Origin of the sequence: Cognatiyoonia koreensis, assembly GCF_900109295.1 — a bacterium.
Taxonomy (GTDB): Bacteria; Pseudomonadota; Alphaproteobacteria; order Rhodobacterales; family Rhodobacteraceae; genus Cognatiyoonia; species Cognatiyoonia koreensis.
The window spans coordinates 624,035-638,608 of the sequence record NZ_FOIZ01000002.1; the positions used below are offsets into that span (position 1 = coordinate 624,035).

Genomic DNA, 14,574 nt, shown 5'->3' on the forward strand with positions numbered 1-14,574 from the left:
TTCGCGTTACATCTTATCAACAGCAGCGTCGCCGATGTTATCAACTCCGCGTTCTGCGAGCAGATAAGTGAGCCAGTCCGGGTCCATTTCGGGGACCGAGGACAAAAGCAGATCTGTATAGGCGTGATGTGGTGGCGTGAACATGTCGTCTTTCATCCCTTGTTCTACAACGCGCCCATCTTTCATCACCACAACTTCGTCAGCGATCGCTTTCACGGTCGCAAGGTCATGGGTGATAAACATATAGGATAGCGATAGTTGATCCTGCAATCGCGCCAGCAGTCGCAAGATACCCTCGGCGACCAACTGATCGAGTGCAGACGTTACTTCGTCGCAGATGATGAACTTAGGGTCCGCGGCAAGCGCGCGCGCAATACCGATCCGTTGCTTTTGTCCGCCCGAAAGCTCTGAGGGAAGGCGGTCGTAGTACGTCGCCGGGTCTAGTTCGATCTGATCCATCAATTCATCGACGCGACGGCGTTTTTCTTTCCCGCGCAAGCCCAGATAGAACTGAACCGGGCGCGCAATGATATCGCCTACGCAGACACGCGGGTTTAGCGCAGTATCGGCCATCTGATAAATCATCTGCACTTGCCGCAACTGGTCCTTAGACCGTTTGCGATAATCCGCAGGAACAGCTTCACCGTCGAACGCGATGTGCCCCGATGTAGGTGGCAACAGACCTGTGATGCAGCGCGCGGTCGTTGATTTACCTGATCCAGATTCACCTACGACTGCGACAGTCCGACCCGCATGCATATCGAAACTGACATCATGCAGTACAGGGACCTTTCCGTAGGCGGCATCGACATTGCAAACGCTAACCACCGGCACGGCACCTGCGACAACCGGTGTTTTCAATGGTCGCTGGAAACTGCGTACTGCCCAAAGCGATTTTGTATAGTCTTCTTGTGGGTTCTGAAGCATCGAACGAGTATCCGACGTTTCAACCTCGTCGCCCTTTAACAGAACCTTTATGGTGTCGGCCATCTGCGCCACGACAGCGAGGTCATGTGTGATGTAAATCGCTGCGGTATCATATTCTTCGACGATCTGGCGGATCGCGGCAAGAACTTCGATCTGGGTCGTGACATCAAGCGCAGTGGTTGGTTCGTCGAAGATAATCAGATCAGGCCGGCAGGACATGGCCATAGCCGTCATCGCTCGCTGCAACTGTCCACCTGATACCTGATGCGGATAGCGGAACCCGATTTGGTCGGGATCGGGCAAACGCAATTTGCGATAAAGCTCTTGCCCGTCTGCCATACTCTCTGCCTTTGACATGACGCCGTGCTGCACCGGACCTTCGATATGCTGGTCGATGATCTTATGCGCGGGATTGAAGCTGGCGGCGGCAGACTGCGCAACGTATGCAATCCGCTTACCCAACAAGTCGCGTTTTACTGCTGCGGAAGCTGTCAAAAGATCGATACCGTCGAAGAAGACAGACCCCTTCGAGATACGTACACCGTCACGGGTGTAACCCATTGCCGCCAGACCCAGCGTTGATTTGCCAGCACCGGACTCACCGATTAGGCCCAACACCTCACCACGTTTGAGGTCAAGATCCACTCCATTGATGATCGGGTTCCAGTTTTCATCAGATCGGCCTTCGAGCCAAATATCTCGGATTTTAACAAGCTGATCGGTCATTCTTTCAGCCCCGATGATTTATGCAGCATCCAGTCCACGACGAAGTTAACCGCAATGGTCAGCAAAGCAATGGCCCCCGCCGCCAAGAGCGGCGGAGTGGCACCAAGCGGTGCGAAGGTTGCAAATGAAATCAACGACGCACTGTCGCGTACCATTGTGCCCCAGTCGGCCAACGGTGGCTGAATACCGACACCCAAAAAGGACAGTGCGGCGATGGTCAGAAATACAAAGCAGAACCGCAGGCCGAATTCGGCAAGCAATGGTGCGGTGGCATTTGGCAGGATTTCTTTGAAGACGAGATATCCAAGCCCCTCACCACGTAGTTTGGCTGCTTCGATATAGTCCATGACGACGATGTTTTGACCGACCGCACGGGCCAAACGATAGACGCGCGTACTGTCGATCACAGCGATGATAATCACCATGAAAACAGTTAATGGAACACCAATCTGCGGAGCCCAAACGCTTGCAATTGTCATGAGCAGCAAGGCGAAGATAAGTGATGGGATCGCCATGAGCACATCGACCGCACGCGAGAGCAGTTGATCAAGCCAACCGCCAAGCGTCGCTGCAAGAAATCCAAGCGTGCCACCAAGGAAAAATGCCAACAACGTCGTCACGAAGGCGATCCCGACAGTATTCTGCGCCCCGTAGATAAGGCGCGAGAGGATATCTCGCCCGATTTTGTCAGTGCCAAGCAAGTAGTCCGGGTTGCCGCCCATCGCCGGATCTCCACCGGCGATGACGTTCGCCGCAACACCCTGAAGAATCTCGTCTTGACCATGGGGTGCAATGGCACCCGCAAAAACGGCCAAAATAATATATACGATGATTATCAGAATGCCGAATGCAGCTGTTAGTGGCATCGTCCGGAACAGCTTTCGCGTCGCCTGCGTTCCGACCTGACGTCCCAGCAGACGAAACACCCAAGCAGCTGCTGCTGACACCAAAAAGAACTGGATCAGAAAACCAAGGAAGAAGAACTTGTTCGCGACGGCTGGATCATCGCTGCGTGATTGCAGGAATGCCCAGACCAGCCAAGACAGCAGCGCAGCACCAAGGACATAACCGAACGCGACGCCAAATGGCATGTCACGGAAACGTGGGGCGTTCGACGTAGCCATTTGACCTGCATAGCGCAGCACCCAAGCCGTGCCTGCCATGAGAAAAAGTGCGCCTGCGAGCCACAATACCGTCATTTCGGATGCCTCAATCTTGGATTGGACAGGATCGACATGATGTCAGCCGTCAGGTTTAGTAGAATGTAGGCTGACGCGAAGATCAGGCAGCAGGCTTGAACAACAGGGATATCCCGAATCTTAACGCTATCGACAAACAGTTGGCCGATGCCAGGATAGACGAAAACCACTTCGACCACGACCACACCCGTGATCAGATAGGCAAGGTTCAAAGCAATTACATTGATGATCGGGGCCAAGGCATTCGGCAGCGCGTGTTTGACGATAACGCGTATTGGCGACAAACCCTTGAGCCGAGCCATCTCGATGTACGGACTTGCCAGCAAATTGATGATTGCAGCGCGGGTCATCCGCATCATGTGGGCCGTGACCACCAAAGTCAGCGTCAATGCCGGCAACAGCGTTTTTTCAAGCCGCTCACCAAAAGGCATCCCATCATAAATATTGGACAGAGATGGAAGGATCGGGTTCAGGACCGCCAGAAAGAGGATCAGCAAGTATGCCATAAAGAATTCAGGCGAGCTTATCGAACTGAGTGTCAGGACGTTTGCAGCCCGGTCAAAAACCGTGTTCCGGTACAGCGCGGCCAAAATGCCCAAAGTGACTGCGACAGGTACAGCGATTGCGGCGGTCACACTGGCCAGGAAAATCGTATTCGCGAAACGTGGTGCAATCTGCTCGGCCACCGTGACGCTGCCAGCCCCACCCATCGCATTGGCAAAATTCAACTGTGCAAAACTAGTGCCCAAATCACCGGTGAGCATGCCACCGAGCCATGTGAAATAGCGGGTGTAAAGTGGCTCATCCAAACCAAGATCACGTCGGATCGCTGCGACAGATTCAGGCGTTGCACCCTGCCCCAAGATGAGTTCAGCAAAGTCACCGGGCAACGCATTGACGGCAATAAAAATAACGATGGAGATGACGAAAAGCGTAAGGAGCCCAAGCAGAAGGCGTTTGAAAATAATTGAAAGTACGTTCTGCAACGGTTCTTCAGTCCCTCGTAGCTTCAGTTACCTTAACGGTTGATGGCACCCTGTAAAGCCTAGGCAGCTAGCGCTGACGGAAAGTGCGGGCATCCGACAGATTATCGGAAGGTTAAAGCCCCAACAGCTTACGCTGGCTTGCAAACCGGTCCATAGCATTGACCAATTCCGCACTGATCCGCGGTTCAGAAAGCGCGTGTCCGGCACGCGGGATCATGCGCAACTTGGCTTCGGGCCATCTTGCAGATAGTGCATATGCCGATTCCGGGGGGCAAATCATGTCAAACCGACCCTGCACAATCACGCCGGGGATATGCGCGACGCGGTCCATCCGATCAAGAATCTGCTGGTCGTCTGCCAAAAAACCGCCGTTTTTGAAGTAGTGGTTTTCAATTCGCGAGAATGCACGCGCGTATTCAGCAGGGCTTTCGCCGGTAACCCCATCACTATCAATTGACGCCAAAGCGTTTTCCCAAGCCGCCCAAGATCGGGCAAAGCGGGTTTCCTGCGTCAGATCACCGGAAAAGAGCCGTTTGTGATAGGCCCCGATCATGTCGTCACGCTCATCCTCGGGAATGGGCTTTGTAAATTTGGCCCAAAGATCCGGCCAGAACCGACCGGCACCTCCACCATAGAACCAGTCCAGCTCGCGTTTTGTCATCAGGAATACGCCGCGCACGACCATGGCCGCGGTGCGATCCGGATGGGATTGCCCGTAAATAAGCGAGAGCGTCGCCCCCCAGCTACCACCAAAAACGATCCAGCGGTCGATCCCAAGCACATCGCGGATATGTTCGATGTCACGAACCAGATGCCATGTTGTATTTTGTTCAACCCGCGCGTGCGGTCGCGATCTTCCACATCCGCGCTGGTCAAAAAGAACGATCCGATAGTGCGCGGGGTCAAAGTATCGGCGCATGGCAGGGCTGCAACCACCTCCCGGCCCACCGTGAAATACGACAACGGGCATCCCATCGGGATTACCACATTGTTCGACGTAGATACGGTGGCCGTCTCCGACATCCAGCATCCGTTGATCAAACGGATCAATGCTGGGATATAAATGCGCCACCGCGCTCTTTTGGCTCACCATTTTGTCCATGATCGACCTATATAGCCTTACAACTGCAGAAACCATGACCCGGAGCCAACAAATGCAAGCGCAAGCCACGAATACGGTAGACCCCGGAGAGATCGCCAAATTCGAAGCCATGGCTGCCGAATGGTGGGATCCTGCTGGCAAGTTCAAACCATTGCATATGATGAACCCTGTGCGTCTGGAATACATTACAAATCAGATCTCGGCGGAATTCGATCGTAACCTGAAAGCGGATAAGCCGTTCGAAGGGTTGCATATTCTGGATATTGGTTGCGGCGGGGGGTTGCTTTGCGAGCCCATGGCCCGCCTTGGGGCCACCGTCGTCGGGGCCGACGCAGCTGAGCGTAACATCCCCGTCGCGCAGATCCACGCCGAACAATCCGGTCTGGATATCGACTATCGCCACACCACTGCCGAAGCGATGGCGGACGCAGGAGAGCAGTTCGATGTGGTCCTAAACATGGAAGTTGTAGAACACGTCGCTGATCCGCTGGGCTATCTGACAGCATGTCAGCAACTACTGAAACCGGGTGGGTTGCACTTATGTTCGACGATCAACCGGAATCCGAAGTCATTCGCGATGGCGATTGTCGGTGCCGAATGGGTGATGCGCTGGCTGCCAAAGGGGACCCACGAATGGAAGAAATTCATTACCCCTGATGAGCTATTCAATCTGATTTCGAAGGCCGGAATGGAGCCTGTGGATCGCAAAGGCTACGTATTCAATTTCGCTAAGTTCACGTGGTCGATTTCGGATCGTGACCTGTCGGTCAACTATGTAACAGCTGCCCTGAAACCGGCTGATTAGGTCCAACCTATGCTGGCGATGTGTTCAGCCACGTTGCCAGTCGATCCCGACTGATTGGCTTTTGCGCGAACGTTACACCGATCGCAGACAAATGCGCACGCACGCCTGCATCGGCATATTCTGAAATCACCAGCGTCCGTCCGTATATGTCTTTGCCAGCCGCGCGCAGTATGTCGAGCGCCGTCAGATCCGGAAGAAGCGACACGTCCAGCAAGAGCCGGTCGTACCCGGTGAGTGTCATATCAGTGAGTTTGCGGAGACCCGCTTCTGTCGTAGGTGCCGTTACCTGATATCCCAGTTGCCGCAGCATCAAGGAAAGATGTTCGCGCAGACCTGGCTGGTCTTCGGCCAAAAGGACGTGGCCGCGGGCCTTTCTGGGGAATTGTTTCGCTTTAGTAGGCTCCGAGCGTCGGAGCCGTATTTCAAAGAGGCTGCCGTGTTCTGGCGCGCTCTTCAAGACCGCCTCCCCGCCCATGGCCTGCGTCAGGTCACGCACGATGGCAAGCCCCAGACCCACATGAGACCGGTCCTGATCGTTTTCTGCAGTATTGCGAAAATATGCGTCAAAGACACTGTCATGCTTGTCCTTTGGAATTCCGCGACCTGTGTCCGCGACAATAATACCAGTCGTTTCACCACGCTTTTTGGCACCCAGCAGAACTTTTCCGCTGTCTGTGTAGTCTATCGCGTTGAACGCCAAATTCCGCAGAACACGCCGGAGCATGTTCACGTCGGCCTTGACTGCTTGGCTGGTCGCGACATAGCGGAGCGCGAGCCCCTTTTGTTCCGCAACCGGATTCAGTTCATCGACAATGCGTTCGAAGAGCGGGCCAAGCGGAATATCCTCAATTTTCGGCAATGGACGTTCGCCCTTGCGCTGGGCGACGTCAGTGACATCCCGGATCAGGGACTTCGCGGTTTGTAAACACTTGCGCGCGGCATTCAGCGGGCCACGTGTATCTGGTGGCATCCCGGCAGATTGATCGAGCGTATACAAACACATACCCAATCCGCTTAGTGGTTGCGACAAATCGTGATTGATAGCATGTAGAAAGCGTTCGCGCAGCTGCGCCTCTTCCAGCAATTGTTCTTGCGCTTGTCGTTCCTGTTTTGCGGACCGTTCCAGTGTTTTCGATTGTTGAACTAAAAGCGCGTTCGTATCCCGCATGCGCAAGACCAGATTGGCCTCATTCAGCAACTGGATGTGCACCGCATAACCGATACCAACTGACATGGCCGCCCCGACCATCAGCGTTGCAATCAGCAGAGGCCAGAGGATCGGTTGGGTCCAGGCGACAAAAAACATCGCCGGACCGAAAAGTGTAATCCGCCCGAACAACAGTGTCGGGAGCGTTTTTGCATTCAGCGCAGCTGAGGAGATACCCGCGACGGCCATCAGTAATACCAGCATCAGTGAGCGATCATCGTCTTGTGGTATAAAGAACAGCGCAAGCCCCAATCCCCAGCCGCACATAACCAATATGTCGTTGAAGCAGAGACCGCGTTCGGTCGCATCCAGCGAAAGCTCTCGACCCATCTGACGGCGTAACTGTAAAAGAAGATAAACGATCATTGCAGCGGTTGTCGCGGACAGGTGTATCACGAGGAAAGTCAGCGATTGGGTTGCACCGAACCCGGCTGTCAACGCTGTCATCCCAACAAAGATCGAAATATTCATGTTGATGACAAGCGGCATCCAACCGTCTGTCAGCGCAGTGTTGACGAGGATTTGGCGCACTTCTGCGGGGCGGATCGCCTGAGACAGGAGATAGATTCGATCCGGTAATCCTGTAGGCTGTGCGCCATCTTGTTTCATTTCTCAGGCTCCATACCCAGATGGACATGATAAAACCACGTGAACGCACCAAGGAAGACGGGGACAAGGATCACAGCCCTGGCCAGCCGGATATAGATCGTCAGCGCGATAGCGTGATGGTCCGACGCGGTTTCTGAAAGCCATGGCAGTGCGATCGTATTGCCGAACAACTGGGCAACCGGGATAAACGACAAGATTGCGATGGGCGCCATGATCGTGAATGCCCCAAGCATGTATTGCGGAAAAGTCACCAAACCCATTCGCCAGAAAAGGCGCGCCACAAAAAAGGATACGACGACCCCGACGAACGCGCTCCAGAATGCTTCGAACCAAGGCGCAATGCCGATGCCGAACGCGCGCAAAACACTGTCGAATCCAAGACCAATTAGAAAAAGAACAAGACCCGCAAAACAAAGTGCTGAGACGTACCCGCGCATCGTGAATGGTTGTTTCTGTGGTGGCAGCTTTTTGGGTATGGGATCGGGCATTGTATGCGTTCAAACGAAGTTCTGCAGGAATGAGCGTTTTGAAGGAAACTTCACGCAAGTCTGGCTGCAGATGATCGCAGAGTCCAATCATCCGCAAAGTGACCGTGACAGGTCGGGAAGAATGAACCCGTGCATGAACGCACTTCTAAGACATTTTAAACTGATTTCGACAGGGGCACAGATTGATGCAGGATGTAGAGGATTTGCTGTCGACCCCTGTGTTTCAAAGACCGGATGACACACCGTCTTCATGGCTTTTCCTGTTGTGCGAGGCATAGGTGACCCATGCCTCGCACCCTTCATTAGAGAAGGAAGTCGCTTGCAGTGTAACTGCTTGCCAGAACACTTCCGTCTTCGATCAGGAACGAAAAGTCGACCGTGCGACCATTGTCTATGTAACCTTCGACTACGGTGAACCCGTTCACGCTATCACGCAAAGTCAGACGCCCGACACCCGGAGCCGTTCCAAGGATAAAGGCTTGATTGCCAGCAATCGTTTCGTTGGCGTCAATGCCCGCAACACTAATTACATCAACGCCTTGTTCGAAAGCGACTGCTCCGAAATTGCCCGGACGCAGGGTGTCGCGGTTGACTCCACTTGATTCATCAGTGTTCAGGAAGATAAAGATATCAGCGCCGTCGCCGCCGATAAGATCATCGCGACCGATACCGCCGACCAGACGATCATTACCGCCTGAACCTGACAGCCTGTCATTGCCATCATTGCCCCACAACCAGTCATTACCGGTGCCCCCGGACAATGCATCGTTCCCATCACCGCCATACAGCCAATCGTGGTCAGATCCACCTTCGAGATTGTCCGATCCATCACGCCCGTAAAGACGGTCGTTTCCAGTTCGTCCGATCAGGTGGTTATCGCCATCGGTACCATAGATCGTATCTGCGCTGCCTCCGCCGATAACATCTTCGAAGTTCTGTATCGACTCTACCGTACCTGTTGCCGCAGTTGCCGATTCGCTTTCCAGATCAATGGACCACGACACATTAGAGTAGCTATAATCAACAGTATCAGATCCGCCGCTACCATCCATGCGATCCACACCAATACCGCCAGAGATCGTGTCGTGGCCGCGGCCTCCGATGAGGTAGTCATCGCCACTCCCGCCTTCGATGCGGTCATTTCCCCGATCACCGCGGATAATGTCATCACCATCGAGGCCCTGCAGGTTGTTTGCACCTATCGTTCCCGAAATGACGTCGTTACCGCCAGCGCCAAGCACATTCTCGAAAAACAGAATTGTTTCTGTTCCGCCACCGCTACGGGTCGCCTCAGCTGCTTCAAGATCGATTGTCCAGTCTGCATTTGAATAGGAATAGTCGATCGTATCGATGCCCTCCTCGCCGTTCATGCGGTCAGTGCCTTGACCGCCAGAGATAAGATCATCGCCCAACCCACCGGATATACTGTCGTTGCCACGTCCGCCAAACAGCATGTCGTTACCGCCACGGCCAAGCAACGCATCATTGCCGCCCCGTCCACTGATCCGATTGGCATTCTCATCGCCCAGAAGACCGTCGATACCACGTGATCCGGCAATATTCTCGATTCCATATAGCGCGTCTCTCTGGTTGAAACCTTGACGGGCTTCACCGACATCAAGATCGACAGTCCATGGTCCGGACGTATTACCCAGATCAAGCGTATCTGATCCGGCACCACCTCTGATTTCGTCATCTCCGGCACCACCAAAGAAGACATCGGAGCCGTAGCCACCACGCAGATCATCTGCACCATTACCACCTGCTATCCGGTCCGCGCCATTACCGCCATAAACGCGATCGACGCCACTGCCTCCGTACATGGTGTCACTGCCTTGATTGCCACGCAGTAGGTCATCGCCTCCACGCCCGACAATCAAATCGTTGCCGCGCAAACCGATGATTTCATTCGCCAGACCATTGCCGCGAAGTTCATCGTCAAAATCGGTGCCGATGATATTTTCGATGTTGAATATCTGGTCTTCGTTTCCAGTCGCGACAAATGCCGTTTCAGCGTCGAGGTCGATGTCGACGTTGCTGCTTGTCGTAGTGTAATCGATAGTATCAATTCCACCATCGCCAGAAATGAGATCCAGACCATCGCCACCTACCAGTGTGTCAGCACCCTGGCCCCCGAACAGGAAATCGTCGCCCCGCCCGCCATAAAGGAAGTCAGTTCCGGCCTGTCCTCTCAAGAAATCGACACCATTACGACCGCTTATCAGATCATTGCCCTGATATCCTTCGAGGGTATTGTTCCCCGATGTACCGCGAATGATGTCGGCACCTTGCCCGCCAACGGCATGTTCAATGCTGAGAAGTTCTTCTGTTGCTCCACCAGACTGGCGCCGCGCTGTGCCAGCTGCGAGATCAATTTGCAGATCTGCCTCGGCATAGTTGTAGCTGACGCGATCCTCACCAGCACCACCGTAGATGGTGTCAGTGCCCGACCCGCCATAGAACAGGTCATTCCCTTCCTGACCGATCAACAGATCGTCGCCGTCGCGCCCGACAATCGTGTCGTTTCCAAAGTTTCCGACCAAGCGGTTGCCAACGCTATTGCCCGACAGCCAATCGTCGCCTGTGCCACCCGTCGCGTTTTCAATGACGCTACCATAGGCAATCGACAGATTGAGATCCCATGGACCGGTAGAGGAATAGTGTCCTTCACGCAGATCAATCCGACTGTCGCGCCATTCTTCTTCGAGATTGATCCTGTCGATACCACCCGTATCCCAGATCGCCCCGAACATGTGGTCGTCGTTTCCGTCCATTGTCCAAGTCGCACGATCCGTGTTGGAGTAGAACCCGTAGATCGTGTTGCCCGAAAACGCGGTGTCGTTCGCTCCATAGAGCTTTTGCATCGCCATCACATCATGCAGCTGCAACGTTCCCTCGCCAGCGCGGTTGTAGTTCGCACCTGACTCGGATGCAGCAAAATAGCTCATCAGTGTATATTGGTTGGTGTCTTGAAAATAGGCTGCGTCATTTTCGTAGGATGTATTGTTTTCCCCGTCGTCAAGGTCGTACGCACCGGGATGGTTTGCACCGATCCCGTGCATAATTTCGTGAATCGCGTGTCGTTGACTGAATGTGTCATCTGCGTCAGTGCCGGTCGCGAGCGAAATGGTTGTTGGTCGCAGCTCATCAGCTTCTCCGTCGCGCTCACGATAGCGTGGAGGCGCGTTGCCCCAATTGTCGTCGCGCGCTTGAACGCGCAGCTGGCCGTCGCTGCTCCAACCGAAAATCGGCACTCGCACAAAATCTATGTCGATGACATCTTCGATCATTTGCAGCGCATCTTCGAACTGATCCCATTCATCAAGAGTGAGCGGGCGCATCTGATCTTCGTCATCTGGATCGTAAAGATCCCCGGGGCCACGGAAAGAATATGTCACGGTTGCGCTGGTCCCAAGATCTGAATCGCCGAACTTCCGGGCGTTCAATGTCGAGACCGACCCATGGTTCCAATCAATAATCTGATCTGCCGCCAAAGCGTCAGAGAACACGGGTTTCATGGCGTTTCTCCTTAAATGGACTAGTTTAAAATTGTTCCCGGTGCTGCCGGGTGCTGACAGCGTAGAAAGCCAGACAAATCCTGTCGTTCCCCCGGATGGGGGAGCGGGTGAAGTGGGCAGGAGGTGGAAATGCCACGAACCATCGTCGTACTCGACGACCACGCATTGTTCGCAATGGGTGTAGAAATGATGATCGGAACGCTGGCGGAGCCATTCGTTTGCATTGCCCGCGCCGATGCAGACATCGCTGTTCAGGAAGTCGAATCCGGTCAGTTGGCGGCAGCGCTCTTTATTGTGGACTATTTTATTCCCGGAAGCTACGCGCCGGATCTGGTGCGGCGTCTGCGCGGAGCATCCCCAAAATCAACCGTCCTTGTCGTATCGGCCAGTCACAACCCTTCAGACCAGAAGAACGCCTTAGAGGCGGGCGCAATGGCCTACGTCAACAAATCCGAACGCCCCGAACATATCCTTGCAGCCATACAGTCTGCCTTGCGTGGTGAGGAAATCCAGCAGGGATCATCCACCGATGTTCTTGCGCAATTCGATCTGACACAGCGCCAGCTCGACATTGTTGTTCTTGTTTCAAAGGGATTAACGAACAAGGAAATTGCACAGATGTTGGACTTGTCGCCCGAGACCGTCAAAACGCATCTAAGCAACGTTTTTCGCAAGCTAGGCGTTGCGGGCCGTGTGGAGGCGATTGATCAATTACGTGGCATGGGACTCGCATAGGAACCTATTCCGACAGAAGGCCGCGCAATTCCCGCAGAACAGGTAACGCCATGCGCACCTTTTCCTCGCCAACCTGCGCAACGATATCTTCGATTACTGGCGCAATACCCGCGATTGCCGCATCACGGGCGGCTTGACCTGACGGGCTGATCGCCACTTTTTTGCGCCGCGCATCATCCCAATCCGGTCTGACATGCACCCAACCCGCCCATTCAAGCTTGTTGAGCGTGTTCGTCATCGCCCCCCGAGTGAGATGAAAGGACTTTGCCAACTGACCGGGCGATTTCTCGGAAGCCGACTGCGCGAGATGGTTCAGTACGACGAAATGCGACAGCTCCATCCCGCGCGGCATGACTTTGGCAACGCTGGCCCGGGTTAGCTGGTCAAGCGTCAGAAGTTCACTGAACAATGCGACCGCTAGGTTCTGGGTTTTGTCGGACATGCGGGGCCCTCGTAAGCACGATCATGTGTTAGCGCAGGAATGCGCTGACGTGCTTTTGCCACTTCCGCAAGGTCAATATCAATAACCGTGGCACCCGTTTCGGTCCCCGCGTCAACCAAAACGTGGCCCCAAGGCGATACGACAAGCGAATGCCCATAAGTCGCGCGCTTTGGGGAATGTTGACCGGTTTGCGCCGCCGCGATCACAAAACACCCCGTTTCGATTGCACGCGCGCGCAGCAGCGTTTCCCAATGGGCAGCACCTGTGACTGTCGAGAAAGCCGCCGGCACCAGCAGGATTTCGGCACCGGCTTTGGCGAGGTCTCGGTGCAGATGTGGAAACCGGACGTCATAGCAGATTGTAAGTCCGACTGTCGCAAAGGGCGTCTGCGCAACGACGGCCTCGTTTCCGGGACGATACCCCTTTGATTCAGCATAGGTCTCGGCGTCGTTCACCTGGACGTCAAACATATGGATCTTGTCGTATCGTGCCACGATATCGCCTGTGTCCGAAATCAGAAAAGACCGGTTTGCAAAGCGCCCATCAGCTGCGTTGGTTTTCAACCCGATCGATCCAATAGAAAGCCAGACTCCCAGCTCTTTCGCTTCCGCACGCAACCCAGCTAGGGTCAGATCTTCCTCCTCATGCTGTAGAACATCTACGAGCTTCGACCGGTTCAGCGAAATGCAATTTGTAACCTCAGGAGTCGCAATGAACTTTGCGCCTTGAGCCGCCGCATCACGCATCATCCCGCTTGTTATTTCCAGATTAGCGGCAGGATCGCCGCCGGACGTCATCTGGAGAACGCTGATTTTCATGCGGCTAACAAGGGGTCAAGTTTGCCCGACTGTTCCAGCGCAAACAGGTCGTCACAACCACCAACATGTTTTCCATCAATGAATATCTGCGGGACGGTTGTGCCGCCGTTCGCCCGCTGGACCATTTCCGACCGCTTGTCAGGTTGCGCAGTGATGTTCGTTTCTGCGTAGCTAATCCCTTTGGAATTCAGCAATCGCTTAGCCATATGGCAAAACCCGCAGGTTGGCTTGGTATAAATCTCGACAGTTGCCATCTGTGGCATCCTCTTGTTGGTTTGGATGCAATCTAGGCATCTTTCACCACCCTTGCCAGCGTAAGAACGCAGACAGACTGAGCGCAAGATAACAGACAAGCATCGCCACATGCGGCAAGTGTCGCCCCGGAAGTCATGACATCGTCGATAAGCACGACATGCCGGTCAGCGATCAAATGCTTTCGACGCGGATTGACCGAAATTGCACTTTCAAGGGCCGCAAATCGATCTTCGCGCGTGTGTCCGTCAAGCGCTTTAGTTCGTCGTGTACGCTGCAGGCCATCCGGCAGAACGTCGGCACAGGCCAGCTTTGCTATGCCCTTAGCAAGGTCGGCCGCCTGATTATAGCGTCGCCGCAGCAAGCGTGTCCAATGAAGCGGCACCGGAATCAGAAGGCTGTCGTCGTTAAGAAAATCGCGACCCGCGTGCGCCATCCAGCCGGAAACTGACGGTACAAGATCAAGCCGATCACCATGTTTCAAACCTAGTACCAACCGTCGCCCGACGTCTTTGTAGACCATGGCGGCCCGACCTCGATCCCACGGCCGCGCGATTACCATACAATCATCGCAACGCAGATCGCTGCCATCACCTGGCAAAGGCGTGCCGCATTGATCGCAGCATGTCCCATGAATAAACCAAGTGTCTCGCCAGCATCCCGAACAAAGCCCATGTTCCACTTCGGTCAATGCCTCGCAAGCGACACATTGCGCCGGATAGATCGCACGGATCACGCTTTGCATAATCATCGCAGTCCC

The 14,574-nt window shown here is 54.4% G+C and carries 13 protein-coding genes; 2 read left to right on the forward strand and 11 right to left on the reverse strand.

From position 1 onward, the window contains the following. Positions 1–6 precede the first annotated feature (6 nt). The 4 genes from BMY44_RS14700 to pip all read right to left on the reverse strand — a co-directional run bounded on the left by BMY44_RS14700 (position 7) and on the right by pip (position 4,940). Complete coding sequence (locus tag BMY44_RS14700; RefSeq protein WP_089996417.1) at positions 7–1,653, reverse strand: ABC transporter ATP-binding protein; 1,647 nt, start codon at positions 1,651–1,653, stop codon at positions 7–9. Further along, the gene (locus BMY44_RS14705; protein WP_089996420.1) at positions 1,650–2,852 is read right to left on the reverse strand and encodes an ABC transporter permease; all 1,203 of its coding nucleotides are present in this window, start codon (positions 2,850–2,852) and stop codon (positions 1,650–1,652) included. Before BMY44_RS14705 ends, BMY44_RS14700 begins: the two co-directional genes overlap by 4 nt. Continuing rightward, entirely contained in the window at positions 2,849–3,838 is a 990-nt protein-coding gene (locus BMY44_RS14710) for an ABC transporter permease (RefSeq protein ID WP_089996423.1), read from the reverse strand. The genes BMY44_RS14705 and BMY44_RS14710 overlap by 4 nt, the downstream gene beginning before the upstream one ends. 112 nt (positions 3,839–3,950) lie before the next feature. Further along, positions 3,951–4,940, reverse strand: a complete 990-nt coding sequence (gene pip, locus BMY44_RS14715) for a prolyl aminopeptidase (RefSeq protein ID WP_089996426.1) — start codon at positions 4,938–4,940, stop codon at positions 3,951–3,953. Between the two features lie 52 nt (positions 4,941–4,992). Here pip and ubiG point away from each other — a divergent pair, with 52 nt between their 5' ends. Continuing rightward, positions 4,993–5,745, forward strand: coding sequence for a bifunctional 2-polyprenyl-6-hydroxyphenol methylase/3-demethylubiquinol 3-O-methyltransferase UbiG (gene ubiG / locus BMY44_RS14720; protein ID WP_089996429.1), 753 nt, complete (start codon positions 4,993–4,995; stop codon positions 5,743–5,745). A gap of 7 nt (positions 5,746–5,752) precedes the next feature. On the opposite strand, the gene BMY44_RS14725 is transcribed toward ubiG, so the two are convergent. The 3 genes from BMY44_RS14725 to BMY44_RS18480 form a co-directional block, all read right to left on the reverse strand. Beyond that, positions 5,753–7,561, reverse strand: coding sequence for a hybrid sensor histidine kinase/response regulator (locus BMY44_RS14725; protein WP_089996432.1), 1,809 nt, complete (start codon positions 7,559–7,561; stop codon positions 5,753–5,755). Next, positions 7,558–8,049 (reverse strand): hypothetical protein, encoded by a 492-nt coding sequence (locus BMY44_RS14730; RefSeq protein WP_089996435.1) that lies wholly within the window; start codon positions 8,047–8,049, stop codon positions 7,558–7,560. The genes BMY44_RS14725 and BMY44_RS14730 overlap by 4 nt, the downstream gene beginning before the upstream one ends. Before the next feature lie 302 nt (positions 8,050–8,351). Then, positions 8,352–11,567 (reverse strand): M10 family metallopeptidase C-terminal domain-containing protein, encoded by a 3,216-nt coding sequence (locus BMY44_RS18480; protein ID WP_089996438.1) that lies wholly within the window; start codon positions 11,565–11,567, stop codon positions 8,352–8,354. Positions 11,568–11,696: 129 nt separating this feature from the next. Here BMY44_RS18480 and BMY44_RS14740 point away from each other — a divergent pair, with 129 nt between their 5' ends. Then, complete coding sequence (locus BMY44_RS14740) at positions 11,697–12,302, forward strand: LuxR C-terminal-related transcriptional regulator (RefSeq protein ID WP_089996441.1); 606 nt, start codon at positions 11,697–11,699, stop codon at positions 12,300–12,302. 4 nt (positions 12,303–12,306) lie between these two features. Here BMY44_RS14740 and BMY44_RS14745 read toward each other — a convergent pair whose 3' ends face one another. Genes BMY44_RS14745 through BMY44_RS14760 form a run of 4 tightly spaced genes read right to left on the reverse strand, consistent with a single transcriptional unit; the run spans position 12,307 to position 14,565 of the window. Then, positions 12,307–12,744, reverse strand: coding sequence for a MarR family winged helix-turn-helix transcriptional regulator (locus BMY44_RS14745; RefSeq protein WP_089996444.1), 438 nt, complete (start codon positions 12,742–12,744; stop codon positions 12,307–12,309). Then, the gene (locus BMY44_RS14750) at positions 12,720–13,562 is read right to left on the reverse strand and encodes a carbon-nitrogen hydrolase family protein (protein WP_089996446.1); all 843 of its coding nucleotides are present in this window, start codon (positions 13,560–13,562) and stop codon (positions 12,720–12,722) included. Before BMY44_RS14750 ends, BMY44_RS14745 begins: the two co-directional genes overlap by 25 nt. Further along, positions 13,559–13,816: a glutaredoxin 3 gene (gene grxC, locus BMY44_RS14755; protein WP_089997191.1), complete on the reverse strand. Its 258-nt coding sequence runs from the start codon at positions 13,814–13,816 to the stop codon at positions 13,559–13,561. The genes BMY44_RS14750 and grxC overlap by 4 nt, the downstream gene beginning before the upstream one ends. Positions 13,817–13,848: 32 nt before the next feature. Continuing rightward, on the reverse strand, positions 13,849–14,565 hold the full coding sequence (locus tag BMY44_RS14760) for a ComF family protein (RefSeq protein WP_089996449.1): 717 nt from the start codon (positions 14,563–14,565) through the stop codon (positions 13,849–13,851). Between the last annotated feature and the right edge of the window lie 9 nt (positions 14,566–14,574).